General features: G+C 59.3%; 18 protein-coding genes. 5 read left to right on the top strand and 13 right to left on the bottom strand.

The annotated features are described in order from the left end of the window. Positions 1–326: 326 nt before the first annotated feature. The 3 genes from HZB29_02490 to HZB29_02480 all read right to left on the bottom strand — a co-directional run bounded on the left by HZB29_02490 (position 327) and on the right by HZB29_02480 (position 4,460). Positions 327–2,318 (bottom strand): MCP four helix bundle domain-containing protein, encoded by a 1,992-nt coding sequence (locus tag HZB29_02490; GenBank protein ID MBI5814460.1) that lies wholly within the window; start codon positions 2,316–2,318, stop codon positions 327–329. Beyond that, entirely contained in the window at positions 2,315–2,848 is a 534-nt protein-coding gene (locus tag HZB29_02485; GenBank protein MBI5814459.1) for a purine-binding chemotaxis protein CheW, read from the bottom strand. Before HZB29_02485 ends, HZB29_02490 begins: the two co-directional genes overlap by 4 nt. 160 nt (positions 2,849–3,008) lie before the next feature. Continuing rightward, on the bottom strand, positions 3,009–4,460 hold the full coding sequence (locus tag HZB29_02480; GenBank protein MBI5814458.1) for a DUF3365 domain-containing protein: 1,452 nt from the start codon (positions 4,458–4,460) through the stop codon (positions 3,009–3,011). Between the two features lie 290 nt (positions 4,461–4,750). Here HZB29_02480 and HZB29_02475 point away from each other — a divergent pair, with 290 nt between their 5' ends. Further along, complete coding sequence (locus tag HZB29_02475) at positions 4,751–5,017, top strand: RNA-binding protein (GenBank protein ID MBI5814457.1); 267 nt, start codon at positions 4,751–4,753, stop codon at positions 5,015–5,017. 79 nt (positions 5,018–5,096) lie between these two features. Continuing rightward, positions 5,097–6,350 carry a DEAD/DEAH box helicase gene (locus tag HZB29_02470; protein MBI5814456.1) on the top strand — a complete coding sequence of 418 codons (1,254 nt, stop codon included), beginning with the start codon at positions 5,097–5,099 and terminating at the stop codon, positions 6,348–6,350. 442 nt (positions 6,351–6,792) lie between these two features. Here HZB29_02470 and HZB29_02465 read toward each other — a convergent pair whose 3' ends face one another. The 3 genes from HZB29_02465 to HZB29_02455 form a co-directional block, all read right to left on the bottom strand. Beyond that, a complete protein-coding gene (locus tag HZB29_02465) occupies positions 6,793–8,265 on the bottom strand; it encodes a glutamate synthase subunit beta (GenBank protein ID MBI5814455.1) in 1,473 nt (490 codons plus the stop codon). Between the two features lie 4 nt (positions 8,266–8,269). After that, positions 8,270–12,808, bottom strand: coding sequence for a glutamate synthase large subunit (gene gltB / locus HZB29_02460; protein MBI5814454.1), 4,539 nt, complete (start codon positions 12,806–12,808; stop codon positions 8,270–8,272). A 447-nt stretch (positions 12,809–13,255) separates the two neighbouring features. Further along, entirely contained in the window at positions 13,256–15,193 is a 1,938-nt protein-coding gene (locus HZB29_02455; protein ID MBI5814453.1) for a PAS domain S-box protein, read from the bottom strand. Positions 15,194–15,412: 219 nt separating this feature from the next. On the opposite strand from HZB29_02455, the gene HZB29_02450 reads away from it, so the two are divergent. Continuing rightward, positions 15,413–16,480 carry an SO_0444 family Cu/Zn efflux transporter gene (locus tag HZB29_02450; GenBank protein ID MBI5814452.1) on the top strand — a complete coding sequence of 356 codons (1,068 nt, stop codon included), beginning with the start codon at positions 15,413–15,415 and terminating at the stop codon, positions 16,478–16,480. Between the two features lie 248 nt (positions 16,481–16,728). Here HZB29_02450 and HZB29_02445 read toward each other — a convergent pair whose 3' ends face one another. The 3 genes from HZB29_02445 to HZB29_02435 all read right to left on the bottom strand — a co-directional run bounded on the left by HZB29_02445 (position 16,729) and on the right by HZB29_02435 (position 18,761). Beyond that, on the bottom strand, positions 16,729–17,010 hold the full coding sequence (locus HZB29_02445) for a type II toxin-antitoxin system YafQ family toxin (protein MBI5814451.1): 282 nt from the start codon (positions 17,008–17,010) through the stop codon (positions 16,729–16,731). After that, positions 16,997–17,260 (bottom strand): type II toxin-antitoxin system RelB/DinJ family antitoxin, encoded by a 264-nt coding sequence (locus tag HZB29_02440; GenBank protein ID MBI5814450.1) that lies wholly within the window; start codon positions 17,258–17,260, stop codon positions 16,997–16,999. Before HZB29_02440 ends, HZB29_02445 begins: the two co-directional genes overlap by 14 nt. A gap of 76 nt (positions 17,261–17,336) precedes the next feature. Next, positions 17,337–18,761: an aldehyde dehydrogenase family protein gene (locus HZB29_02435; GenBank protein MBI5814449.1), complete on the bottom strand. Its 1,425-nt coding sequence runs from the start codon at positions 18,759–18,761 to the stop codon at positions 17,337–17,339. A 199-nt stretch (positions 18,762–18,960) separates the two neighbouring features. Between HZB29_02435 and HZB29_02430 the strand changes: the two genes are divergently transcribed. Further along, entirely contained in the window at positions 18,961–19,341 is a 381-nt protein-coding gene (locus HZB29_02430) for a helix-turn-helix domain-containing protein (GenBank protein MBI5814448.1), read from the top strand. Between the two features lie 112 nt (positions 19,342–19,453). Here the strand turns inward: HZB29_02430 and HZB29_02425 are convergent, their stop codons facing one another. Genes HZB29_02425 through HZB29_02415 form a run of 3 tightly spaced genes read right to left on the bottom strand, consistent with a single transcriptional unit; the run spans position 19,454 to position 22,894 of the window. Further along, positions 19,454–20,374: a response regulator gene (locus HZB29_02425; protein MBI5814447.1), complete on the bottom strand. Its 921-nt coding sequence runs from the start codon at positions 20,372–20,374 to the stop codon at positions 19,454–19,456. 14 nt (positions 20,375–20,388) lie between these two features. Then, positions 20,389–22,521 (bottom strand): chemotaxis protein CheW, encoded by a 2,133-nt coding sequence (locus HZB29_02420; GenBank protein ID MBI5814446.1) that lies wholly within the window; start codon positions 22,519–22,521, stop codon positions 20,389–20,391. Beyond that, entirely contained in the window at positions 22,514–22,894 is a 381-nt protein-coding gene (locus tag HZB29_02415; protein MBI5814445.1) for a response regulator, read from the bottom strand. The genes HZB29_02420 and HZB29_02415 overlap by 8 nt, the downstream gene beginning before the upstream one ends. A 176-nt stretch (positions 22,895–23,070) precedes the next feature. Between HZB29_02415 and folK the strand changes: the two genes are divergently transcribed. Beyond that, the gene (gene folK / locus HZB29_02410; protein ID MBI5814444.1) at positions 23,071–23,943 is read left to right on the top strand and encodes a 2-amino-4-hydroxy-6-hydroxymethyldihydropteridine diphosphokinase; all 873 of its coding nucleotides are present in this window, start codon (positions 23,071–23,073) and stop codon (positions 23,941–23,943) included. A 343-nt stretch (positions 23,944–24,286) separates the two neighbouring features. On the opposite strand, the gene HZB29_02405 is transcribed toward folK, so the two are convergent. Further along, positions 24,287–26,566, bottom strand: coding sequence for a glycosyltransferase family 4 protein (locus tag HZB29_02405; protein MBI5814443.1), 2,280 nt, complete (start codon positions 26,564–26,566; stop codon positions 24,287–24,289). Between the last annotated feature and the right edge of the window lie 295 nt (positions 26,567–26,861).

Below are 26,861 nucleotides of genomic sequence, written 5' to 3'. Positions count from 1 at the left end.
GTGGCGGTGATGAGAAAGCTGTTGGTGGCGATATGGGGGATGTTTAAAAATGGTGAGGAGTTTGATTCTGCCAAAGCATTCCGTGCGGCAAACAATTAGGCTTGACATGTGAGTGAGTATCTTCACCCCGGACTCTATGTTGATAAGAGTGTTAAACTCTTGACTTTGGGACATCGGGGTGAAGAACACCCCGATGAGCATTTGGGCAACAGCCCGGGGCGGCCACGGCGAAGCATTAATATTTCGCGGCGTCTGTGTAGTCAATAAAACGCTTTGAAGCCGGGGAGTTTGGCCCCCCGGCTTCACCGGACAAGACGCCTTGCTTCCTATTTGTCCTCATCAAGCGGAATGACGTCCTCATGGCGCTCCCTTGCGCCTCCGGTCTTGTCCGCGCGCTCCGGCGCGCCTTCGTGGCGTTTTTCCATGCGGGGCGCCGCCAGCGCCTTCATGCGCCGCGCCTTTGTCCCCGGTTCGGGCAACGCCCTGCGCCGTCCGTCGCCGGCCGCGGACGCTCCTTCCACCAGCGCCACCATGGCGTCCACCATCTCCTTCATATGCTCCGCCTGTCCGGAAAGCTCCTCGGACGACGCGGCGGTCTCCTCCGCCCCTGCCGCGTTCTGCTGGGTCACCTTGTCCATCTGGGAGACGGCGGTGTTCACCTGGTCCACCCCCTGCGCCTGCTCGCCGGATGCGGAGGCTATCTCCCCTATAAGGTCGGTGACTTTCTTCACGCTCTCCAGGATGCCGGAAAGCACCACGCCGGCCTTGTCCGCCATCTCGCTCCCTTCGGACGCCTTTTTGACAGCGTCTTCGATAAGCGCGGCGGTGTCCTTTGCCGCAGTCGCCGACCGTTGGGCGAGGTTTCTCACCTCTTCGGCCACCACGGCAAAGCCCTTGCCGTGCTCGCCCGCGCGCGCGGCCTCCACCGCGGCGTTGAGGGCCAGCAGGTTGGTCTGGAACGCGATCTCCTCGATCACCTTTATGATCTTGGCGATCTCTTCGGACGATTTGTTGATCGCCCTCATTGACTTGATCATGTCGCCGATGGTCTGGCTCCCCTTCTCCACCTCAGCGCGCGTCTGGAGCGCCAGCGAAGAGGCCTGCCCCGCGTTGTCGGCGTTCTGCCTTGTCATGGAGGACACCTGCTCGAGCGAAGCGGATGTCTCCTCCAAAGCGGAGGCCTGCTCGGTCGCCCCTTCGGCCAGCGACTGGCTTGCGGAGGATATCTGGCCGGATGCGGCCGCCACCTGATCGGAGCCGTCGCTTAAGCCTTCAATGATGACCGCCACAGGCTTTGTGATTGCCCTGGTGATCAGGTAGGCCAGCCCCACGCCCACAACGGCCGCCACCGTAAGCCCGATTATCATCACCCACGACGCCGTGGACAGATCATCCACCGCCTCGTCGGCTATCCTGGTGGTTGCCTCCATCCCGGCCGCGGCCACTTTGGAGGCCTTGGCCGCCGCCAGGTTCGCCGCCGCAAGCCGCTTTTCGCCTATTTGGGCAAGCTTCTTATAGCTTTCGGCCAGATCGCCCAGATCCTTGTCGTAATCGTCGGCGCCTTTTTCAATGGACGCCAGTTGATCCAGGTTCGCCTGTTGGCTGGTCATGTCCACGATCTGCTTTAGCTTCTTGTCCACTTCAGGCATCTTGGCCCGAGCCTCGTCCAAGGCGGAGTAATCGCGAAGAGCCTGGGCTTTCCATGATCCAAGCCGCATAGCATTGCCCAGATCGATCACATCATTAATAAGAACCGTCTTGTGGTAGCGCTCAACAAGCTTTGATGTCTGGGCCTTGCCAGTTGACTCGTTCTTGAGCTTGGCGTCCTGATCAGCCAGGTATTTATAGCTGTTGTCCATAAATGCCTTGGCCGCTTTGTCCAGCTCCTCCCTGTGCCCGGCTATGGCGGTGAATTCCTTCTCGGTCTCGTTGACCAGCCCTTCCCACTCCGCCACGGACTTGGCCACTTCATCAACGGAGGCCTTGAGCGTCACAAGGTGTGGTGATTTGTCCGCAAGCTCGTCGGCTTCCTTGATAGTCTTTTTCAGTTCCGCGATGTTCTTCCTGCCGGACGCCAGCAGTTTTTCATCGCTGGTGTACCCGTAGGAGCGCATGTCCACCATGGTCCGCAGCGTCAGGCTTTCGATCTTGCTTGCCAACGCCACTTCAGGGACATACTCGCGGTCGAGCATTTCCGCTCCTTCCCGCACTCCCAGCATGTTCCACACGGCAAGGCCGCCTAACGCCATGGCGATGACGATAAGCGCCGCGAAGCCGCTGCCGATTTTGGCGCTTAGTTTCAGATTTTTGAAGTTCATGGCTTGTCCTCCATATTTTCGGCCAGGCTAGAAAGCATTGCCGCTTCCTCTCCGGTGAGTACCCTTTCAATGTCCAGAAGGATCTTCACCTTGCCGGCCACCTTGCCCATGCCAAGAATAAAGTCCGCGGTCAGCCTCGTGCCGAATTTTGGGGGAGGCTCAATGTCAGCCGCGCGAATGTCCAGCACTTCCTTGACAGTGTCCACAATGATGCCCATCTGCACCCCGGACACCTCCACCACGATGAACACCGTCTCCCTTGTGTACCGCGCCTCCTGCATGCCGAATTTGAGGCGAAGGTCTATCAAGGGTATGACTTTCCCGCGAAGGTTGATCACCCCTTTGATGAAATGTGGTGTTTTGGGGAGATGGGTCACCTCCATCACGCCTATGATTTCCTTGACCCTTGTGATGTCCAGCCCGTACTCTTCTTCACCGAGGACGAATGTCAGGTATTTGCCCTCCAGCTTTTTCATGGCCGCCCGGTCTTCGCCAGGGACCGGTTCGCTTAACACCGCTGACCGTGCCATATGCAAACCTATAGATAAGATTCATGCACCTGAATCCCCGTTAAAGCTGCGCCAAACCCCCTATGGCCCTCCACACGCACACAGTCCACTCTATGCGTCCATAGACCATACCTACTTATTGTCTGCATCCTGTTTTGTCCCTTGTCAAGCGCCGGGGGATTTACAAGGCCAGCGGGATCGTGAAGTGTATATGTGTTCCCTGCCCCGGAGTGGATTCGAGCCATATCTTCCCGCCGTGGTTTTCCACTATTTTCTTGCATATGGCAAGCCCCACCCCTGTGCCGGGATATTCCCTGCCGGTGTGCAGCCGCTGGAACATCTTGAATATCCTGTCGAAGTACCGCGGCTCTATCCCGATCCCGTTGTCCGCCACGCTGAAAACGCACATTCCATTCCCGGTCCGGGTGGTGATCCTGATCTCTGGAACGCTCTGGGCGCTCGTAAACTTTATCGCGTTATCCAGAAGGTTGTGGAAAATGTCCGTCAACTGGTCCTTGTCCCCCATCACGGACGGCATGGCCGAGTATTTAATCTGCGCCCCTCTTTCGCTTATCTTCTGATTGAGCGCCTCCATCGCCGAAGTAACGCATTCGCCCGGGTCCACCTTGCTCATCGGGCCGGACTTGCCTGTCAGCCGGGAATACGCCAGCACGTCATGGATCAGCTCCTGCATCCGCTTGGCGCCGTCCACGGCGAAATTGATGCACAGGTCCGCGTCCTTCCCCAGCTTGCCTGCGTAGCTTAAGCTTAGTATCTGCAGGTAGCTTGTGACGGTCCGAAGCGGCTCCTGCAGGTCGTGGGAGGCCACGTATGCGAATTGCTCCAGCTCCTTGTTGGTGCGCACGAGCTTTTCCTCCGCCTCCACCACTTCCCCGGCGGCCCTGCTCAGATACCGGTAGTTCACCGCAAGTCCCAGGGCGCCTAAAATCCAGAGCGAGGAATACACGCCTATATGCAAGTAAAGCTCCTTTCTTTCCTCGCTGTAGTAATAGTCCATCGGGACGGACACGCTCACCCCGCCGCGCACATCGCCCACCTTGTACCCCTGTGTGTCATGGCACTTAAGACATCCCTGCTTGGTCATTATCGGCTGCATCAGGCGCAGGTGGGGCTTGCCGTCCATTTCGACCATCTCCAATTTTTCCTTTTCCCCTTTATCAAATGCCTTTAAGGCGGCCTCCTCCCATTTGTCAGGCTTGGTGACGGGATTTTTCTGCTTGAGGCTTGTGATATGGCCGAATATCCTTCCGGTCCGGGAAAAATATTCGTTCAGTTGCCGCGCCATGTACGCCGGGTTCATCAATGTAAGTTTTTTGCCGGAAGCGGTCTCCAAGTCTCGGTCGGGGATGCCGGCCAGATAAGGATTTGGCGGAGTCTTCTCGTCCACGAGCACATACACCCCGCCATGCATCGCTGCCCATTCACGGAACGCGATGTCCTTGTTGAGGTTTGCAATGGCCTCGTTTTTGGCGCTCTGGAATGTGAAGCCGCGCACCTGCCTCTGGTCCCAGACGGCCATGGCGATGATTATCGCCGTCCAGCAGAACAGGATGATATAGAAATATCTCCTGATCGCAGGAAGCAACCCGCTGAATGTATATTTTTCTTCCATCGCCGGGAGCCTTTCACGATACGCGCCATCGCCCCGACACCATCTGTGTCTAATATAGCGCCAATCCGGAAGGTTGACAGGCGCCCTTCTTCTATTTTGAAAATACTTCTAGGAATAATCCTGAAAAGCTGGTACATTAACAAGGTAGTTATTGTTTATGCCAAATTTTGGCTGAAGCTGACGCCTTAAACCCGCCTCAGACATTACTTCCAAAGTTCGGCTCACTGGCCGCGCCGCGTGTGACCACCGGCGGACCTAACATTTTTTTTGCAAAGGATCTATAGCGTACCATGAACATTTTTGTTGGAAACCTCGCCTTTAACGTCACCGAGTCGGATCTTCGCCCGTTGTTCGAGGAGTTTGGCGAGCTGGAATCGTTGAAACTCATCACGGACCGTGAGACCGGCCGTTCACGCGGCTTCGCCTTCGTCGAAATGAACAATTCCGACGCGGACAGGGCCATCAAGGCGCTCAACGGAAAAGACCTGCAGGGCCGCAACATGAAGGTCAATCAGGCCGAACCCCGCAAGGCAAAGCCGGCGCGGCGCTCCTGGTAAGGGGCGCCCGGCGCCTCGGCGCCAATCAACTTTCCGCGTCAATGCATTTCATTCACATTTATTCAGGAACACCAAAGGAATGACTATTTCCTCGTTTTCACAAATGGGGCTTATAGAGCCTCTTTTACGCGCCCTCAACGGCGCCAAATATGAACATCCCACGCCCATACAGGCCCAGTCCATCCCATACCTTCTGGAAGGCCGGGACCTATTGGGATGCGCCCAGACCGGCACCGGCAAGACGGCGGCCTTCGCGCTGCCCACGCTGCAGAAGCTGGCGGCCTCCGGCGTCCCGGCGAAAAAGAAATCGCCGCGCGCGCTGATCCTCACTCCCACAAGGGAACTGGCGGACCAGATCAACCAGAGTTTCCGCGCCTACGGGCGCCATCTGCGCCTTTTCACCGCCGTCGTTTACGGCGGTGTGGGAATCTTTGGCCAGGCCCGCGCCCTCGAAAGGGGTGTGGACATACTGGTGGCCACCCCCGGCAGGCTGCTTGACCTTATGAACCAGCGGCTAGTGTTCCTCGACAAGGTGGAGATTTTCACCCTCGACGAGGTGGACAGGATGCTGGACATGGGCTTCGTCCATGACGTTAAAAAGATAATCGCCGCCGTACCTTCGGCGCGCCAATCCCTGTTCTTCTCGGCCACCATGCCCTCGGAAGTGGCCCGGCTTGCCCACGGGATGCTGAAAAACCCCGTGGAGGTGAAGGTGGCCCCGGTCTCCTCCACCGCCGAGAAGGTGGAGCAGAAGACCCTGTTCGTGGAAAAAAAGGACAAAGAGGCGCTTTTGCTCTCCCTTTTCGAGGACGAGGCGATCAGCCGCGCGCTGGTGTTCACGCGCACAAAGCACAAGGCGAACAACATCGCCGAAAAACTCAACCGGAACATGATCCGCGCCGAGGCGATCCACGGGAACAAGTCCCAGGGAGCCCGCACCAAGGCGCTGGAGAATTTCTCCAAAGGACACGCCCGGGTGCTCGTGGCCACGGACATAGCCTCACGCGGGATAGACATCAAGGGGATCACCCATGTAATCAACTTTGAGATGCCAAACGAACCGGAGGTTTACGTTCACCGCATAGGCCGCACGGCGCGCGCCGGGGCCGGCGGATCGGCCATATCCCTTTGCGACAGCGACGAGAAGGACTTCCTGCGGGCCATCGAGCGCGTGATACGCGCCCAGATACCTGTGGACAAGGAGCATCCGTTCCATCCTGCGGCGGCGGACTTTCATTCCAGGCCTATAGTGGACCAGGCTGGCGGCAGAAGGTTCAACAGCTTCAGGCCGCGCTCAAGAGGCGGATTCCGCCCCGGAGCCAGGGCAAGATAGCTTAACTGGACGTTAAGAATGGGGCGGGTCTTTTGACCCGCCTTTTTTTGTTAAGCGGCTCGCTATGCGCTATCCGGGGTGTTCTTCCCCCCGGATTTTCTTTTGCAGCGCCGACGTCCCGCCGGCAATTGCCGCCAGGATGGCGGTATAACGAAGACGGTGGGGTGAAGAACACTACGCCGAGCGGAAAAACGAGTTTGCCCAAATGCTCATCGGGGTGTTCTTCACCCCGATGTCCCAAAGTCAAGAGTTTAGCACTCTTATAAACATAGAGTCCGGGGTGAAGAACACCCCGGACAGCGTTCGTTTCGCGTGTTTTCCCTTTTGGGCAACAGCCCCGCCTGACCACGGTATCCTTGCCGATGTCCCAAGACCGTGGTCGGGCGACCACGGTGAAGCAATCTCTTAACTCTGTGACTCCGCGCCTGCGTGGCTTAAATCCCTAAACCTTTTCGCAGTAGGAATGATCCTTCGATTCGAGCCACGAGGCGCCCCCGCGCAAATATTTGTCCACCTCGCGGGCGCATTCGCGCCCTTCGGAAATCGCCCACACCACCAGCGACTGGCCGCGCCGGGCGTCTCCCGCGCTGTACACTCCGTCCACGGTGGTCTTGTAATCGGCTCCGGTCTTGATGTTCCCGCGCGGGTCTTTTTCCACCCCAAGCTGCTCGACGAGCCCCTTGGGATCGGTGTGAAGGAATCCCATCGCCAGAAACACCGCGTCCGCCTTGAGCACATACTCCGAGCCGGCGATCTCGCTGTACTTGAACTTGGCCACGTCTTCCCATTCCAGCCGGGCAAGCCGGATACCGCTCACATGCCCCTTGGCGTCCTTTAAAAATTCCTTGGACTGCACGGAGAAGTCCCTCTCGCACCCTTCCGCCTGGGAAGACGAGGTGGAGAACATCTTCGGCCCCGGATGAGCCGGCCACGCCGTCTCCTCCGTGCGCCCCACCGGGGGCTTGGGAAGGAGCTCTATCTGCGTCACAGACGCGGCGCCCTGCCGGATGGATGTGCCAACGCAGTCAGACCCGGTGTCCCCCCCCCCGATGACCACCACATGCTTGCCCTTGACGGTGATCTCGTCCTTGTGGGCGATCTTGTCCCCCGCCACCCGTTTGTTGTTCTGGGTGAGAAAGTCCATGGCGAAATGGACCCCCTTCGCGTCGCGGCCGGGGATGGGCAGGTCGCGCGGTATTGTTGATCCGCACGCAAGCACTATGGCGTCGCTCCCCTGCTGGATGGCGGACACCGGCATGGTGACCCCCACGTTCACCCCCGGAATGAAGGTCACCCCTTCGGCTTCCATCACCTCCAGCCTGCGCTGGAGCACTTTCTTTTCCAGCTTGAAATCGGGGATGCCGTATCGCAGAAGGCCCCCGATCCTGTCGGACCGTTCATATACCGTCACCGTGTGGCCAGCCTTGTTAAGCTGGTCGGCCGCCGCGAGCCCGGACGGGCCGGAGCCTATCACCGCAACCTTCCTGCCCGTGCGGCTCACCGGAGGCTTTGGCGTGAAATATCCGTGCCGGTACCCGCGCTCGATGATGGCAAGCTCGATGCTCTTTATGGCCACCATCGGCTTTATGATCCCCAGCACGCAGCCGGACTCGCACGGGGCGGGGCATATCCTGCCGGTGATCTCCGGGAAGTTGTTGGTGGACATCAACGTCTTGAGGGCATACTGCCAGCGGCCGTTGTAAACGTGGTCGTTGAAGTCCGGGATGATGTTGGACAACGGGCACCCGAAATGGCAGAACGGCACGCCGCAGTCCATGCAGCGCGCCCCCTGGGTGCGGGTCTCGTCGTCGGACATCAACACCGAGAACTCGTTATAATTGCGCACCCGTTCCGTCACGGGCAGATATTGATGGGTCTTGCGTTCGTACTCTAAAAAACCCCTGATCTTTCCCATATCCTTACACTTCCTCCATCCGCAAAGCGGCCGATTGCGTGGCCAGTTCGGCCAGGGCCCGCTTGTAATCTCTTGGCATCACCTTTATGAACCGCGAAAGAGAATCGTCCCACCTGTCCAGCGCCGCTTTGGCGACCGGGCTTTCGGTGTACGCAAGGTGGTTCTGGATCATGGTCTTGATCTCCCTGATCTCGTCCTCGTCCTCAAGCTTCTCCAGTTCCACCATCTCCATGTTTATCCTGCCGGCCAGCGACCCGGTGTCGAGTATGTAGGCGACGCCGCCGCTCATCCCGGCCGCGAAATTCTTCCCGATCTCTCCAAGGATCACCACCCGGCCGCCGGTCATGTACTCGCAGCCGTGGTCTCCCACGGACTCCACCACCACCTTCGCCCCGGAGTTGCGCACGCAGAACCGCTCGCCCCCCATGCCGCGGATAAACGCCTCTCCGCTGGTGGCGCCATAGAAGGCCACGTTGCCCACGATAACGTTCTCGTGCGCGGGGAAAGTGGACTCCTTGGGCGGATACAGCACCACCCTGGCCCCCGAAAGCCCCTTGCAGAAATAGTCGTTGGCCTCCCCTTCCAGTTCGAAGGAGAGCCCCCGGGCGCCGAACGCGCAGAAACTCTGCCCGGCGGTCCCTTTCACTTTTATCCGTATGGTGTCGTCCGGCAGGCCGTCCTCTCCGTACTTGCGGGATATCTCCGCCGACAGCATGGCGCCCACGGCGCGGTTCAAGTTTCTAATGGCCACTTCGCCGCGCACCATCTCGCCGGATTCCAGAGCGGGCCGCGCCATCTCTATCAAAGTGTGGTCTATGGCCGTTTCCAGCCCGAAGTCCTGCTCCTGTGTTTTGTATGGAGCGCAGCCGGGGGACTTTGCCGGGGTCAGTATCCCGCCAAAGTCCAGCGTTTTGGCCTTCCAGTGCGTCACCCCGTTGCGCGGGGCCAGCTTGTCCACCCGGCCCACCATCTCGTTGACGGTCCTAAAGCCGAGCATCGCCATGATCTCCCGCAGTTCCATCGCCATGAAGCGGAAGAAATTGACGATGTACTCCGGCTTGCCGGTGAAGAACTTGCGAAGCTCCTCGTCCTGGGTGGCCACCCCCACAGGGCAGGTGTTCATGTGGCATTTTCGCATCATGATGCACCCGCTCACCACCAGCGCCCCGGTGGCCGCGCCCCATTCCTCCGCCCCCAAAAGCGCGGCGATGGCAAGGTCGCGCCCGGTGAGTATCCGGCCGTCTGTCTGCAGCGCGATCCTGTCGCGCAGGTTGTTCCTCATCAATGTCTGATGGGTCTCCGCCACGCCAAGCTCCCACGGCAGCCCGGCGTGCTTTATCGAGCTTTGCGGAGAGGCGCCCGTGCCTCCGTCGAATCCGGAGATAAGCACCGCCTCGGCGTGCCCTTTGGCCACACCGGCGGCGATGGTGCCCACCCCCGCCTCGGAAACGAGCTTCACGTTTATCCTGGCCCGGTTGTTGGCGTTCTTCAGGTCGAAGATCAACTGCGCCAGGTCCTCTATCGAATATATGTCGTGATGCGGCGGCGGCGAAATCAGCCCCACCCCCGGCGTGGAATGCCGCACCCGGGCTATCACCTTGTCCACCTTCCGGCCGGGGAGCTGCCCCCCCTCGCCCGGCTTGGCGCCCTGGGCGATCTTTATCTGGAGCTCGTCGGCGTTCACCAGGTAGTTGGAGGTCACCCCGAACCTTCCGGAGGCCACCTGCTTGATGGCCGACCGCCTGTTGTTGTCCTCCGGCTGCGGCTTCAACCTCTCCGGGTCCTCTCCCCCTTCACCGGTGTTCGACCGGCCGCCGAGCCGGTTCATCGCTATCGCAAGAGTCTCGTGCGCCTCGCGGCTTATAGACCCGAAAGACATCGCCCCGGTGAAGAACCGGCGCGTGATGTTCTCCAGCGGCTCCACCTCTTCTATCGGCACAGGGGACAGGTTGGAGAACTCCAGAAGGCCCCGGATGGTGTTCATGCTCCGGGCCTGGTCGTTTATCACCCGGGAGAACTCCTTGAACATCTCGTAATTTCCCGTCCGCGCCGACTGTTGCAGCAACGGTATGGTGCGCGGGTTCCACGTGTGCCGCTCCCCCCTTTCGCGCCACTGGTATTGCCCGCCGGCCTCCACCTCAAGCCCGTCCGGCGGCCTGCCTTCCTGGTAGGCGTAGCGGTGCCTTATCAATGTCTCCTCTTCAACCTCGTCTATCCCGATCCCGCCGATGCGCGACGTCACGCCGGTGAAATACTTGTCCACAAACTCCGGGCCCAGCCCCACCGCCTCGAATATCTGCGAGCCGATGTACGACTGGATGGTGGAAATGCCCATCTTGGAGATGGTCTTGAGCAATCCCTTGTTTATCGCCTTGATGAAATAGGCCTGGGCCTTCTCATGCGAAATCTCATCGCCGAGCATCCCCCGAAGCCGCATGTCCTCAATGGACTCGAAGGCAAGGTACGGGTTTATGGCGCTGGCGCCAAACCCGAGCAGCAGCGCGAAATGATGCACTTCCCGCGCCTCGCCGGTCTCGATTATCAGTCCGCACTTGGCCCGTTCACCCTCGCGGATGAGGTGGTGGTGCACAGCCGCCACCGCCAGAAGCGACGGGACGGCGGCGTGGCCGGAGTCCACCCCACGGTCGGTGAGCAGCAGCACGTTGTACCCTTCGGAAATGGCCTCCGAAGCCTGCCTGCATATTCTTTCGACAGCCTTTTCCAGCCTCTTCTCCCCCGCCGTGGCCTTGAACACGGTGGAGATGGACTTGGTCTGGAAATGTTTGCGGTCCACCCACCGCAGCCTTTCCAGGTCGTCGTTGGTCAATATCGGCTGGGGAAGCTCGATGAGCCGGCAATGCTCCGGCGTCTCTGTGAGCAGGTTCTGCTCCATCCCCACATACGACACCAGCGACATGATGGACTCTTCCCTAATGGAGTCTATCGGCGGGTTGGTCACCTGCGCGAAAAGCTGGTAAAAATAATTGAACAGGTTATGCGCCTTGTCTGACAGGGCGGCAAGCGGCGTGTCCGTCCCCATGGAGCCGAGCGCCTCCACCCCGTTGACCGCCATCGGGGCCAGGAGGATCTCAAGGTCCTCGAGCGAATAGCCGAACAGCGCCTGGCGCTGGATCACGGTGGAATGCTCCGGCTGCTGGGTCTTTTTCGGCTGGGCAAGCTTTCCAAGCTCTATCTTCTCCGCCGCGAGCCACTGTGCATAGGGCCTGCGCGAGCATATCCTCTTTTTTATCTCCTCGTCGGGGATTATCCGCTCTTCGTCTATGCTGGCCACGAACATGCGCCCCGGCTGCAACCGCCCCTTGAGCTTCACGTTCTCCGGCGCAATGTTCAGGATGCCCGCCTCGGACCCCATCACAAGCAGGTTGTCATGGGTGAGCAGGTAGCGCGAGGGGCGCAGCCCGTTGCGGTCGAGCGTGGCGCCGATCACCCGCCCGTCGGTGAACGCCACGGAGGCCGGGCCGTCCCACGGCTCCATCAGAGCGCCGTGGTATTCGTAGAACGCCTTTTTCTCCTCGCTCATCTCCCGGTCGTTGCTCCACGCCTCGGGGATCATCATCATTATCACATGCGGAAGCGAGCGGCCCGAAAGGGCCAGGAGCTCCACGGCGTTGTCCAGCGTGGCGGAGTCCGACTGGGATTCACCCACGATGGGCAGAAGCTTGGCCATTTCGTCCGGGGTGAACAGGTCGGACTTGAAAAGCGACTCGCGCGCGCGGATCCAGTTTTTGTTCCCCTGCAGGGTGTTTATCTCCCCGTTGTGGGCGATGTACCGGAACGGGTGCGCAAGCTTCCAGCTTGGCATGGTGTTGGTGGAAAACCGGCTGTGCACCAGCGCCAGGGCGGACCGGAAGCTCGGGTCGCCAAGATCAGGGTAATATTCCTTCAACTGATGGGGGGTTAGCATCCCCTTGTACACGATGGTGTTGCTCGAAAGGGACGATATGTAAAAATGCTCCGCCCCATTGATGCCGCTCTCCCGCACGCACCGCTCCGAGTACTTGCGGATGACGTACAGTTTCCTTTCAAAGGCCTCTTTGTCCCGCGCGGAAGAGCCTTTCTTTATGAACACCTGGAACACCTTCGGCTCCACCGCCCGGACTGATTCGCCGATGGTCGAATTGTCCGCCGGTACCTGCCGCCAGCCCAGTATCTCCTGGCCGGACTCCCGGGAGCATCGCTCGAATATCTCCTTGCATTCCTCCATCGCCCCCTTGGCGGGCGGCAGGAACATCATCCCCACACCATATTCGCCCGGATGCGGCAGGGAAATCCCCAACTCCGTGGAAACCTTCAGGAAAAACTCGTGCGGGACCTGTGTGGTTATCCCGGCGCCGTCCCCCGCGTTCTTCTCCGCCCCAAGGGCGCCGCGGTGGACCATGTTCTCCAGTATCTCGATCCCCTTGGTGACTATCCAATGGTTCTTCTTGCCGTTCAAGTGGGCTATGAATCCGACGCCGCAGGCGTCATGCTCGTACCTGGGGTCGTATAACCCGAATTTTTCCGTCAACCCGTGGCTTTTCATCTAAATTCCTTCTATGCTGACACCCAACAAGCCCGGCCCGCCCGGCGCGATAAACGCCAAATAGCGGGCCAGGGCGCTCCATCCATGACCGGATCAAACACCCCAAGCGGCGAATGCCCTTTTAACCGGACGTTCCGCCGCGTGTTCCTTCAATGTGTTGCCGGACACACCACCAAAAGGGGCAGTTTTCACCGCGTCAGGCGCCGGGGAGCCTGAATCTTAAATAATACCAGTTTGGAAGCCGGATTTTGCATGAAAATAAATTTTATTTGATACAGCCGAGGACAAGGAATGGTGGAAACCAGGCATAAGGGCAGGCCGCCATTTCAGTACGGCGGGGTGACCGCGCTATGCGCTACAACACCCCGCCGAGCGTTGTATGTTGCTGTCCGGGGTGTTGCAGCCCGTCAGGGCGGCCACCCCGGGCTGTTCAGGACGGAGGGACCGCTACATCAAAAACCTGTTCACCCTGGGGATAAGGTCATTGCGGTCAACGGGTTTCAACACAAAATCGCCCGCCCCTTTCCTGAACGCCTCCTCTCTTGTCTCAAGCTGCGAGTCCGAGGTGACCACTATCACCGGGATCGGCGATGTGGCGGGATTGTCCTTCATGGCGGCAAGCAGGCTCATGCCGTCCTGTCCTGGCATCAGGATATCTATTATCACAATATGGGGCGCCCGTGCGGCGGCGGTTTTGAGCCCTTCGGCCGCTCCGTCGGCCTCGATGACGTCCACATTCAGCCCAAGCAGGTGGCTTTTGATTATTTCCCTGTCCGTCTGGTTGTCGTCCACCACAAGGAGCAGGGGCCGGACAACGGGCAGCGTCAATGTGAACACGCTCCCGGCGCCGGGGACCGACTCCACCTCCAAAGTCCCGCCGTGGGCCTCCATTATGTCCCTGCAGAACGGCAGTCCGAGCCCGGTGCCCGGCTCTCCGGCGGTGCCTGGGGTGGTGGTCTTCACCTCGTGGCGGAAAATGTCCGGCAACAGCGCGGGATTCACCCCCACCCCGGTGTCCTTCACCGCCAGAGAGCATGGCCGCCCAGGCGGATTGAACACGGTGACCGTGTCCCCCTTGCGGCAGAATTTCACGGCGTTGCTGACCAGATTTTGCGCCACTTCGGCGAGCATTTCAAAATCGCCGTAAAGGCGCGTGCCGCGCGCCACTTCGTTGCGCAGCTCCACCCCCTTCTGCTCGGCGAGCGGACTGACGCTTTCCAAGGCGTGGGCCGCCACGGAACGCGCGTCCAGAAAACGCGGCCTTAAACGTATTGCGCCGGTCTGAAGCCTGCTTATGTTAAGCAGCCTGTCTATCATGTTGACCATCCCGCCGCAAATGGCCACAGTCCTGCCTAGCATAGAGGCATTTTCGGAGGTCAGACTTTCGTTATCGTCCATAACAAGCTTTAAGTAACTCATGACGCTGGACAAGGGCGCCCTCAGGTCATGGGAGACAAGGGAGACGAACTTGTCCTTGAGCCGGGTCGCCTCCTCCGCCATTTCCTTTGCGTTCCGGAGCTCTTCCTCTGCGCGCTTGTGCGGGGACATGTCCCGTATTATCCCCAGTATGCCCGCAGGCTTGCCGCGGGCGAGAATCATGCGGCTGCTTATCTCCGCAGGCACACGGATCCCGTCTTTTCGCAGCACTTCGATCTCGTACCTGGTGGTCTGGACCTCGCCCCTCATTTTTTTTGCGATGTTCTGCTGGATCACAGGCAGGTATTCCGCCGGGACGACCTTGGAAAAATGCGTACCGACAAGTTCTTCGAACTTGTAGCCGGTAAGGGCCAGGCATGCTTCGTTGCCCGAGGTGAAATTGCCTGTCATGTCCACGGTGTATATCAGGTCCGAAGCGTTGTTTATAAGCGACCTGTATTTTTCCTCGCTCTCCCGAAGTTCCGCCATGATGGCCTCGCGCCGGGTCACGTCCCGCGCCACGCCGAAAATCTCCTTGCCCCACTTGTGTTCGGTCACAAGCGCGCCCTTGAACTCCAGGGTCACGTAATCGCCCGTTTTTTTCTTTATCCGCAGCGTGTTGGGCGGCGGATGTTTTTCGGTGACGGCCCGGTTGAAATTCTCCTTTGACTTTGCGATGTCATCCGGATGGACCAGGGGCTCGAAACTTTTGCCGATCCATTCATCGGGGCGCCATCCGGTGATCGACTCAAAGGCGGGGCTCAGCTCCCGGGAAACGCCCGCCGTGGCGTCCAGGGAATATATGTAATCCCTCAGGTTTTCAAACAGGTATGTATAGCGCTCCGCCTTTTCAATAAGGCTTGCCGCAATGGGAGCGTCCGCCATCTCTTTTTTCCCCGTCCTTCGCCTGGGGGCGGAGCGGGGCTTTGCGGCCTTCGCTTTCTTCTTTTTTACGCTCTTACCCGGCATTCTGAAAACCTTCCGCCGGCGGAAATCCGGCACAGACGCATTTGTGAATCTCGACCGGCCCGAAAAGGCCTTTTAGGATCGCAAGTTTTTCTGGACTCGATCAGGGTGAATTATATTTATGGAGGCGGCACAAGTCAATGTTCACTCTTTTTCGCAAGCCCGCCGGAGGATAGCGCTTATAATTGACTTAATAAAAATGGCTGGGCGGAGAAACGTTAAATGGACATGGCCGCGCAAATCCTGGCGGGGGCTTGGGATGTGCTGGAGGAATCGGCCATCTTCCTGCTCGGCGGATTCGCCCTGGCCGGGTTGATAAAGGAATTCACCCCCTCAGGCTTCGTCGAAAAAAAACTCGGCGGCGGCGGCATCGGCCCGGTGGTACGGGCGGCGCTATACGGGGTCCCCCTGCCGCTGTGCTCTTGCGGGGTGGTCCCGGCGGCGATGGGCTTGAGGAAAATGGGGGCCACGAAAGGCGCCACCAGCGCTTTTTTGATCTCCACCCCGGAGTCGGGGGTGGACTCCATAGCTGTCTCATACGCCCTGCTCGATCCGTTAATGACAGTGATCCGCCCCATCGCCGCGTTCTTCACGGCCATGGCCGCAGGCTTGCTGGAAAACATGTTCGGGACAAAGGACATTCCCGGGAAAACCGTCATGACGGTTAATGACGCCTGCCCCACGGACTGCGCGGACTGCGCAACGTCATCGGCGCAGGGGGGCAAAGCAGGTTTCACCTCCAAAATCAAATCGGCCATACGCTATGCATTCGTGGAGATGATTGACGACATGGCCTTGCTGATGCTGGCGGGGGTGGCGGCGGCGGGGTTTATCACCGTGATCGTGCCGGAAGGTTTTTTCAACTCCATTCCGCATTCAAATTATATCGCCATGCCTGTGATGCTCCTGATCGGCGTGCCGATGTATATCTGCGCCACGGCTTCCACTCCTCTGGCGGCGGCGATGATCATCAAGGGGCTTTCGCCCGGAGCGGCGCTGGTGTTCCTCCTTTCCGGCCCGGCCACCAACATAGGCTCGATAATGTTGATCCGCGACAGGATGGGGACAAGGTCGCTTGCCATCTACCTTTCCGCCATAGCGGTCTGCTCGATTGCCATGGGAGTTGCTCTCGACGCGCTATATGGATGGAGCGGAATAAATCCCGTGGCCGTAATGGGCATGGGGGCCGCCGCCGTGCCGGGATGGATCGAGACAACCTCCGCCATCGTGTTCCTGGCGCTCACCGGGAAGTCCATGGCTAAAACATTGGCGAAAAGAGGGCGCGGCTGAAAGCGCGCCGCAGGCGTTTCAATCGCTATCCGGGGTGTTGTGGCCCATAAAGGCGGTCACCCCGGACTCTCCTGATGTAACGCCGCCATCCTGGCGGCAATTGCCGGCGGGACGCCGGCGCTACAAATAAAACGGTGGGGTGACGCGCTTCGCGCTCAAACACCCCGCCGAGCGTCAAGGTATAAAGTGAAGCTTCCCCGTGGCCGCCTGACCATGGATTCTTTGCGGGCCGGATAGCCCACAGCCCCTTACAATCCAAGTTCCGAGTGCGAACCCAGCCGCACCATCTGTAATCTTGTGGAATCGGGCTTGCGGTAGATCAATATCAGGTCGGGTTTTATATGGCAGTCTCGATGGTCTTTCCACTCGCCGGCCAGCGGATGGTCGCGATGCCTCTCTGGCAATGGCCTGTCCGCCAACAACGCCGCGAGAACATCCGGAAATTCTTTTTCCAGAACCGGCCGGTTACGGCCCTTGATTTCGCGTTTGTAGTCGCGCTTGAACTGGCCGGTGCGCTCAATCGTCCTCATTCAGGTCGGCCATCAAGCCGGCAATATTCCTGAACGAGGCAAGCTCGCCGCGCCGCGCCTCTTTCATTGCCTTCACCGTTTTAGCGTTGGGGACGAGAGGCTCGAAAGGCAACGTATGCTCCTTGGCCACACGGGTAAGCAACAGGCGCACCGCGTCGGACACGGTCAATCCCATGGCCGCCAGCGCCGCCGCGGCTTCTTCTTTGATTGCCGCGTCAATCCGGGCCTGGACCAGTGCGTTGGCTGACATATATCGCTCCTTGTTCTCCTGAATTACATTGTAATTCAGGGCAAGGATTTTATCAATACTTTAACAGCCCCGCGGCCTACGGCCTTATCACCATCACCTTTCTTTCCGTCATCTCCTCCATGGCGTACTTTATCCCCTCGCGCCCGAAGCCGGACATCTTCACACCGCCATATGGCATGTTGTCCACCCGGAACGTGGGAAAATCGTTCACTATCACTCCCCCCACCTCCGCCCGCTCGAACGCGCCGAAGGCGGACGCCATGTTCTTCGTGAATATCCCCATCTGCAGCCCGAAATCCGAATCGTTCACCAAATTCATCGCCTGGTCGAACGTTCCAAAGGGCTGGACGACGGCGACGGGGGCGAACGCCTCCCGGCACACAACCTTCATCGTCCGCGTCACGTTGGCAAGCAGCGTCGGCTCATAACACGGCCCGCGCCGCCTGCCGCCGGTCAACACCTTTGCTCCGCCGGCCACCGCCTCTTTCACCCACTCCGCCGTTTTTAAAAGCGCCGCGCCGTCTATCATCGGCCCCACCATCACATCCGGCCGTTTAGGGTCGCCCACTTTCGCGCTCCGCTTTATCTCCGCTATCAGCGCCCGCACGGTCTTGGCGTAAATCTTCCTGTGAATCAAAATCCGCTGGACGCTGATGCACACCTGCCCGGCGTATCCATACGCCCCGGCCACGATGCGGCTGACCGCCCATGGAATGTCCGCGTCGTCCATCACCACGGCGGCGGCGTTCCCTCCAAGCTCCAGGGTTATCCTCTTGCGTCCGCAAATCTCCTTAAGCCTCCATCCCACCGGCGGGCTGCCTGTGAACGTCACCTTGGCGATCCGCTCGTCGGTGGCCAGGATTTCACCCGTCTGCCTGTTGCACGGGACCACGTTGTATTGGCCGGGGACGATCCCCGCCTCCGTGAGTATCTCGCCAAGCAGCAGCGCTGTCATCGGCGTCTTGGACGATGGTTTCAGCACGATGGTGTTGCGAGAGGCAATGGCCGGGGCCACCTTGTGCGCAACCAGGTTTAGCGGGAAGTTGAAAGGGGATATCCCGGCCACCACCCCCACCGGGAACCTTTTCACGATGCAATAGCGCCCCTCGCCGCGCGGATCCACATCAGCCGGGATAAGTTCGCCATCGCATCTGGTTGCCTCCTCGGCGGCGATGGTGAAGGTGATGATGGTCCTGTCCACCTCTTGCCCGGCCAGGGTCACAGGTTTCCCCGCCTCCGCAACGATGGTGTCCACAAGCTCTTTTTTGCGCCGTATCAGGCCGTGCACGGCGCGTTTTAGTAAAGCGGCCACCTTGCCCGATCCCATGGAGCGGGTCTGCGCGAAAGCCTTTGTGGCCGCCTTGATGGCAGTGTCCACCTCTTTTTTCCCGGCCTGGCAAACGTGGCCTGCGATCTTCCCGGTGTAGGGATTGAATACCTCGAAGGACTGCTTCGTGGCGATCCATTCGCCGCCGATGAGGATTTTGCGCGGAGCTTTCATTTGTCACCCTCCATTTTAAAGCCCGCCGGACGGCGGGAGACTTTATGCATTTTATCACTGGCGCGGCGCATTGAGGAGGATTGGCGGGATGGATACCGGAATAGGCTGATTTTTTTACAAGATTATATTCAAACTATCTGCTAAACTTATTACTGGTGGAGCCAATGAATATCTACCTTTATTGGGGGGATTTACGATCATGCCGCCGACAAAAACCAAGGCCGCCAGACAAGCCGCGCTAAAGACCTTCAAAGAACGGCTTCAGTTCCTCATCGGGCAGACCAAGCCGTACGCATGGTGCAAGCTTGTGGGGATCGAAAAAGGATTGTTCCAGTATTACTGGCAGAAGGGCAAGATACCGAAATACGAAAACCTGATTAAGATACGCGATTTCACCGGCTGCTCGCTGGATTGGCTGATGACCGGCGAGGGGGACTCCTTCCCCGACAGGCTCGACAACATGGATACCAACGCCAGGACCATTCTGGGCCAGGCGGACATGCAGATAGACAAACTGGAAAAAATGATAAACCGTCTCAAAAAGCTCAAGGTAGAGGCGGAAAAGCTTAAAAAGAAATAGGACGGTCATGACCACAGAGGCGCGGAGACACTGAGGATGACAGAATCTTGACTCTGTGCCTCCGGTTCTCAGTGGTGAATTATGCTTTTTCCCCTGGCCGCCGGGAATCCTTTCAAAGCGTAAGTATCCCCAGCGCCACCTTCGTGGCCACTCCGTAAAACTTCTCCGTGTCCCCCGGCTTAATAACACAGTCGTCCACCTTTGTTTCTGGCGACAGGATATAGTCCACCTTGTCCTCGTTGGCGGTGAGGATGACGAAATAGACCGGCGGATAGCCCTTCTGCCCCTTCACTTCCTTTGCCATATCCACTCCGGACATGCCGGGCAGCTCCAGGTCGGACACCACGATATGCGGCTTCTCGCTTTTTATCCTCGGGATCGCCTCCTCCGCGCTTCCTGCGGCGGTAACCGTGAAACCCATGCCGCCAAAAAGACCCTCCATTGCGTTGCGCTGGTACGCCGAATCGGAAATAAGCAGTATCTTCACCGTTTTGGGCTTGAACTGCCTGTCGGAAAAAAGGAAGTACGACAGGCGCTCGAGCCTGTCGGTAAGGTCGCGCGCGCGGCTCAACTCCAGCTCCAGCCGTTCCACTTTCGTGTTTAGCGCCTCGTTGGTGTGGCGCAGGTCCCGGTTGAGCGCCGCCTCGTCCATCTCCCACCGCGATTTTTTAATCGCCTGCCGCACAAGCTGCGCGGCCCCCTCCGCCGAAACCGGCTCCCGCAATATCCCGTAGGCCCCCTCGTTGAACATCAGGGTGAGGATCGGCGCGGTCAGCTCCTCCGCGGTGATGAATATGAACTTCACGCACGGCTTTTTCATCCGCACAAGCTGCATCGCCTTGATGGAGGCCAGGTCCCCTTCGTGGAACCGGGAGATTATCACGCAGCATTCGGCCTTCTCCGCCTTTTCGAGGAACTCCGGGTCGGTCATCTCCATCTCCACCCGGCCGCACGGCTCGCCGTGGCGGCTCATCACAGCCTCCAGCCCGCCGAACTTCTCCCCCGGCTCCCCGGCGAATATTATGTCCGCCATCGTCCCGCTCCCCGTCATGAGGTCTTTAGCATTTCGTAGTCGTCCACGTCGTAATAGCGCACGAGAACGCTTTCGATGAACCGTTTCACCCCGTCCTCGTCCAGGTTTGTGGAGAACATCACCTTGAGTTGGTTTTCGATGTTCTGGCTTTCGATCTCCTCGGCGAGGGGGACGCATCCGAACACGTGCCCTATCCTGGCTATCCTCTTGAGTATGAGCAGCGCCACAAGGAACGGCGCCTGCCCCTTTGGCTTGAACGAAAGGAACACCTGAAAAACGCCGTGCCCTGCGTACCTGTGGGCGAAAAGGTTCAGCCGCTCCAGCGATCCTATGTGGAACGTGCGCTGGTGGATGTCCACCGGCTCAGCCTTCGCCGCATCTTTCGGCTTCTTGTACTTCTCTATGTTCTTTAGCAGCCCCTTGTCTATCACCGGGGCGCGCCCTTCGGCTATCGCCTGCTTGGCCGCCTTTATCGCGTCCGACGAGTCGAGCAGGATGTCCACTATGTCCGCCGATATGGCCAGCGATCCGCCCCGCGCCTGGTCCAATATCACCTCCACCTCGTGGATGAACCCGCCAAGCTCGGCAAGCCCCACCATCATAAGGTTGCCCTTCATGGAGTGGAAATTGCGGAATATGTGGTTGACGATGTCCATGTCCTGCGGATTGGACTCAAGGGCGAGTATCTGCTCGTCAGCGTCCTTTATCATTTCTTCGAGTTCCAGCAGGAACTCCTCGCGGTGGGCGATCTCCCTGCCGACGTCGGAGGATAGCACCACCATTTCCTCTATACGCTTCCCCGCGGATTCCTCCAGTTGCCCCGCCCCGCCCCGCGCCTCCGCCTTTTCCGCTCCGGCGGTGGCCTCCTCCGCCTTGGCCATGGCCTTCAACGCGGCCTGCTCGGCGCCCTGCTCCACCCCCCGAGAGCGGTTGATAAGCTCCACCACGTCCACCACCATCCCCATCTTGTTCCCGCTCATGGTGGTGGTGCCGGATATCCCCTGCACGTCGAACACCTTGGACAAGGGGGTGAAAACAAGCTTTTCCGGCGTCAGCAGCTCCGACACGCGCAGCGCCATCCGCCCGTTCTTGCCCTCCACTATCACCACCGTCACCGTCTCCTCCTCCGGCAGCGGCGGGTCCCCTAAAAGTTGGTTCAGGTCGAATAACGTCACAAGCGATCCCAAGTAAATGATCGACCTGCCGCGCTTGAGGGTGGTCAGCGTCTTGGCCCAGGGTATGGAGAGGGTGGATATGACGTTGAGTATCGGGACCGCGAAATTGTTTTTCCCGGCGCGCACCGTCAGGCAGTCGAGTATGTTCACCGCCGTCACCTGGGGGATGCGGTATGTGAACGTGGTCCCCACCCCAACGTTGGTGTCTATTATCACCTCTCCGCCCAGTTCCTCGATGTTGCTCTTGACCACGTCCATCCCCACCCCCCGGCCGGATATCTTGCTGGCGGTGGACTTGGTGGAAAGCCCGGGGTGGTAGATGAGGGCCAGCTTGTCTTCCCGGGAAAGGGCGGCGGCGGCCGCTTCCTCCAATATCCCGCGCCCCACGGCGGCCCGCGCCACCGAGTCCGGGTCTATGCCGCGCCCGTTGTCCCTTATCTCTATGAAGATGTTGTTCTCCCGCTGGAAGGCGCGAAGGGTTATGGTGGCGGTCAGCGGTTTGCCCACGCGTTGCCGCTCCAGGGCGTCCTCCACCCCGTGGTCTATGGCGTTCCTGATCTGGTGGTTTAGCGGATCGTAAAGCTTCTCGGCGATGGTCTTGTCCACCAGGGTCTCCTCCCCCATGGTCACAAGCTCCACCTGCTTGCCCGCGTCCTTTGCCATGTCCCTCACCGGGCGGCGGAACCGCTGGAACGTGGACCGTATCTCCACCATGCGGATGTCCATCACAAGGCTGTGCAGGTCCGACGAAGTGCGGTTGGAGGCCACCTCGGCCATCTTGAGCATGTCCATGGACACCTTGTCCAGCGGCTTTAACCGGTCGTAGAATTCCTGTATCCGCCGGTTGGTGGTGGTCATGTTGTTGGAGGTGATTATCACCTCGCCGACGAGGTTTAACAGGGTGTCCAGATGGCTTATCTTCACCATCATCCTGTCTATGGCGGCTTTCTGGCTTTTTTCCCCTTCAGTCATTCAAAAGCCTTTCAACGACTCTGTATAAAAGCGTCCGCTCTATGGGTTTGGGGACATAATCGTCCGCCCCGGTGTTTATCGCCTTTACGAGGTATGAAGCGTCTGTGTGGGTGGATAGCACCACCACGGGGATTTTCGCCATGGCCGCGCTGTTCTTTACCTCCTGGCAAAGCTCCAGCCCGTCCATCACCGGCATCACGATATCGGTGAAGATGATGTCGTAATTCCCGATGCGGGCTTTTTCCAGCCCTTCAAGGCCGTTTTCAGCCTCGGTCACCACAAGGCCGGCCTGTTCGAGCATTTCCTTGAGGGTAACACGCATGCTGTGGTAGTCGTCCACCACCAAGGCCCGTTTCCCTTTAATGTCCACCATACGAGCGACACCCCTATGCTCGGGGCTCCCCCGCCCCGTCTGCCCGGCGATTAAATATGTTCTACCGCCAATTATACATTTCGCGGAGGCTTTTTACATTAAAGTTCGGCGGGCCGGTTGTGGCGTGCTCCCCCCGTATGTTTTAATAAGGCTCTATTCACAGGAGGCTCTTTGGCGTGGCCGACCTAATCTTGCTCGAAGGGCTGGAGATCGAATGCGTCATCGGCGTGTTCGACTGGGAGCGCAACATCAGGCAAAAGGTGATCGTGGACCTGCGGCTGGAATGCTCCACCTCGGCCGCCGCCGCAAGCGACGATATCGCCGACACCGTGGACTACAAGTCCATCGCCAAGGGGATCATCGCCCTTGTGGAGCCGTCGGCTTTCATGCTCATCGAAAAAATGGCGGAGCAGATCGCCAATTATTGCCTCGCCCGCCCCGGGGTGGACAGGGTCACCGTGCGCGTGTCCAAACCGGGCTCCGTGCGCGGCTCTCGCAATGTGGCGGTGGAAATCACCCGCCCGGCGGACATGACCAGGATATATCTTGGAGTGGGCGGAAATATCGAGCCGGAGAAATACATCCCGGAAGGGCTTGCCATGCTCCGGGAGAGATTCACAGTGGTGTCCGTTTCCCCCTCATACCGCTCCCAGGCGTGGGGTGTGAAGGAGCCTCAGCCTGATTACATAAACCTGGCCGTGGAGGCGATGACGGACAAGGACCTTTTCGCCGTCCGGGCGGAGATACGCTGGATTGAGGAACTGCTGGGGCGCAAAAGGACGCTGGACAAGTTTTCGCCCCGCACGTTGGACATAGACCTGCTTTTGTACGATGACCTTGTGATGAAAGACGAAGGGGGCCAGCTTCCCCATCCCCAGCTGCTCACCCAGCAGTTCGTCTATTTTCCGATGATGGACATCGCGCCGGGCCTGATCGTGCCCGGACTGGACACGACGTTAAAGGACGCAAAGCCCCGCTTCGCCGACGCGGGACTGCCGATAATGCCGGCGCAGGATTATCAGCCTGGGAGCGCGGACGTCCTGTCGTAGGGGCACGGCGCGCCGTGCCCTTAGGGTTCCGTATTCCGCTTTCCCGTGATCGCCTCCATTAACGCTTCCCCGTGGTCGCCGACCACGGATTCCTGAAGAACCGGGGTCTTCGTGGGAGCGAATCGCTGTCCGGGGTGTTGTAGCCCGCAAGGGCGGTCACCCCGGACTCATCATGCCGCCGTATACGACGGCGGGGTGACGCGCTTCGCGCTCAAACACCCCACCGAGCAGTAAGGCGGGAGGGGATAATGGTCCATGTATAATCATCGCGGCTTGTTTACCACCCCGGCGGCTTTGGCCGCCACCCCTCCTTGAAAAAGGAGGGGAAAAGCCATAACGCCACTCAGCCCCGCTTCCCCCGCGATTCGTCGTACAGCCTTTTCAACAAACGCACCGCTTCCTTATTGAAGGCGGACTGTTTGCTCTCAAGAATCTCTATGTAATTTTTCTGTATATGCCGTGTCATCGCCGCGCGCAGTTTCGAAAGGACGGCGCCGATCATCGCCCGGTTTGAAAACTCACGGTATGTGGTGGCGATGTCGGAACGCTCCTCCACGTTGGCGATGATGTCCTGGGTCGGCACGGCGTGGCCGGCGCGCCCCTGGGCGATCCGCTCCTGCGTGTCCACTATCCACCTGGCGAAAGGAGCGCGGGCGGCCTTCCGGTATGTCTCCATGCTCTCGCGCGCCTCGGCCCCGATCCGCTCCCACAGCGGGCGGATGTCCGCGGAAGAAAGGGTGGACACGAGCCTGTCCACAATCACGTTCCATTTGAAATTGGCCAGAACGTATTCCCGGCCGCGCCGCCCCATTTCCGTTGCGAGTTCCGGATTCGCCCGCAGTTTTTCGACAGCCGCCGCGAATTCCTCCGCCCCCTGGTACAACAGGCCGCCGCCGCATGCGAATATATGTTCCCGCGCAACGTTGCACCGGGAATCGGCCAGCACGGGGCGCCCCTGAAGCCACGCCTCCATCAGCACGAACGAAAAACTCTCCTGCGTGGACGGAAGAACCAGTGCGAAACAGGCGGCGCACCCGTCTATCTTGTCCTGCTCGGATACGAACCCGATGTTGCGTATCCCTCCGGACGCGCCGTCCTTTATCTTCACGTCCCCCTTGCCGGCGAACACAAGGCCGAAGGAGCGTTTGCCCGATTCCACGTATTCCCGGTAATGGTCCAGCAGCAACGGCACGTTTTTCTCCCGCTGGAGCCTGCCTACGTAAAACAGGAAATCGCCGTTTGTCCCGTATTTGGCGCGAAACCTGGCCGCGTCCCCCTTCTCCTCCGTGTTCAGCCCGGCGCCGATGACGAACGAGGCGGGATTGGTCACTCCCAGTTCGGACTCGGCCATCCGTTTTTCCGCCAGAGTGTTAAACGACAGCCCCGCCACCGTCTGCGCGTTCTGCCGGAGCGTCCGGGTGAAGGCCGGCGGCTCCTTGTGATAGCAGGGAATCAGGAAACTTTTTTCCGGCGCCACATGGCTCCCCCAATACGTAGTCCCGTAAAGGTACGGGATGAAAAACAGGTAGTCGTATTCGGCCGCGTGCTCTTTTATGTAATTTTCCATCCCGCGCGAGCGTATGGAAAGCCTCAGCCATTCCGCCTCGTCGCTCCAGCTTATCTCCTCCCGCCGGTTGATCCTGTGGCCTATCTGGTGAAAACGGGTCTGGTCCGTGTTGTCCACGGCAAACCGCCGGATCGTCACGGCTCCGTCCCTCTCCGCCCCTTCTGGGAGGTTGTTGTTCCATTGCAGCATGCTGTCGGTGCGGGTGGTGAGGATCTCCGCTGTGTGACCTTTGGCCGCCAGGTTCTCGGCAAGCTGGGCGGCCAGCGTCTCCGCCCCGCCGGGGGCGTTTTTGCCGTAACGCGGCGGCACGACGCCGATTTTAAGTTTATCTTTCGCCGGCCTGGCAAAATCAGGGCGGGCCATCGCCGCCACCTTGATTTTAAAGTCCTCTTCCGAGGCCGGGTCGAACAACAGGGCGCCATGGAAAAAGGCGCGCTGGAAGGTGGTCACTGCGGGCAATACAAGGGGCATTCCGCCACCGGCCCCCCATGCTATAAGGGGCCACAGCGAAACGTCGTATTCCGGCGAGGCGATAAAACTCCCCTTTGGAACCGTGTCCGGAAACGGTTCCGGCACGAATTCAACGGAAAGCCCCGCAAGCCACGGATGCCCCCGGAACCTGTCCGGGGTGAAAATTTTCCGCTCGCCAATATCTTTAAGCGCAACTGGCGAGCCTTCCGGAGCGTATGGGAACATCACCGTGCGGCAGTTGATGGAGCGCAGTTTTTCGCGGATGAGCCTCTCGGCCTCGTGATCGTGGACTATGACTGTGACATAGTCGAGAAGGTGGAACGGACGGGCTTCACCCTCCTCGTATTCACTGGAGTAATGAAAATCGATCACCAGCCTGTCGGCGGGGACGGCTGCGGCCAGCGCCGGGTTCTCCGCCGCCACGTCAAAGCCGAGAATGATGAACGAGCCTGCGGCAGGCCTGTCCGCCACGGTTCCCAGGCGCACGTCCCACCCGGCCTTTGCGAGGATCGTTGAATACTCCCGCGCAAGGCGGCTGTCCCTCTCCGGCAGGATGATTATGGCGGACGGTCTGGCTTCGTTCATACGGTAATGTTTACCATGCCCGGAGGGGTGATGGAAACCGGAAAAAATTGGAAGAGTTGGCAACTTAAGCGAAAAAACCGGTGGCCGCCGGATTGGCTATACATGCGCCCCTTTCGGCTTTCGGACGTGCCGTCCTTTTATTCTGGCAAGCTCGCTTCGGGAAAGTGTCCTAAACTTAGTTGAAACGAAGGTATGACCTCACCTGCTACCATGTTTTTGAACGAAAACAACGGAAAGCAAGGAGGTCACATGAAAAGAGTAAACGGTAACGGGAAAACTGGCAAGGGAAGAATGG

The sequence above is a fragment of the Nitrospinota bacterium genome (assembly GCA_016235255.1).
GTDB lineage: Bacteria > Nitrospinota_A > UBA7883 > UBA7883 > JACRLM01 > JACRLM01.
The sequence above is the reverse complement of the archived record's forward strand: the minus strand, read 5'-3'. Positions and strand labels throughout refer to the sequence as shown.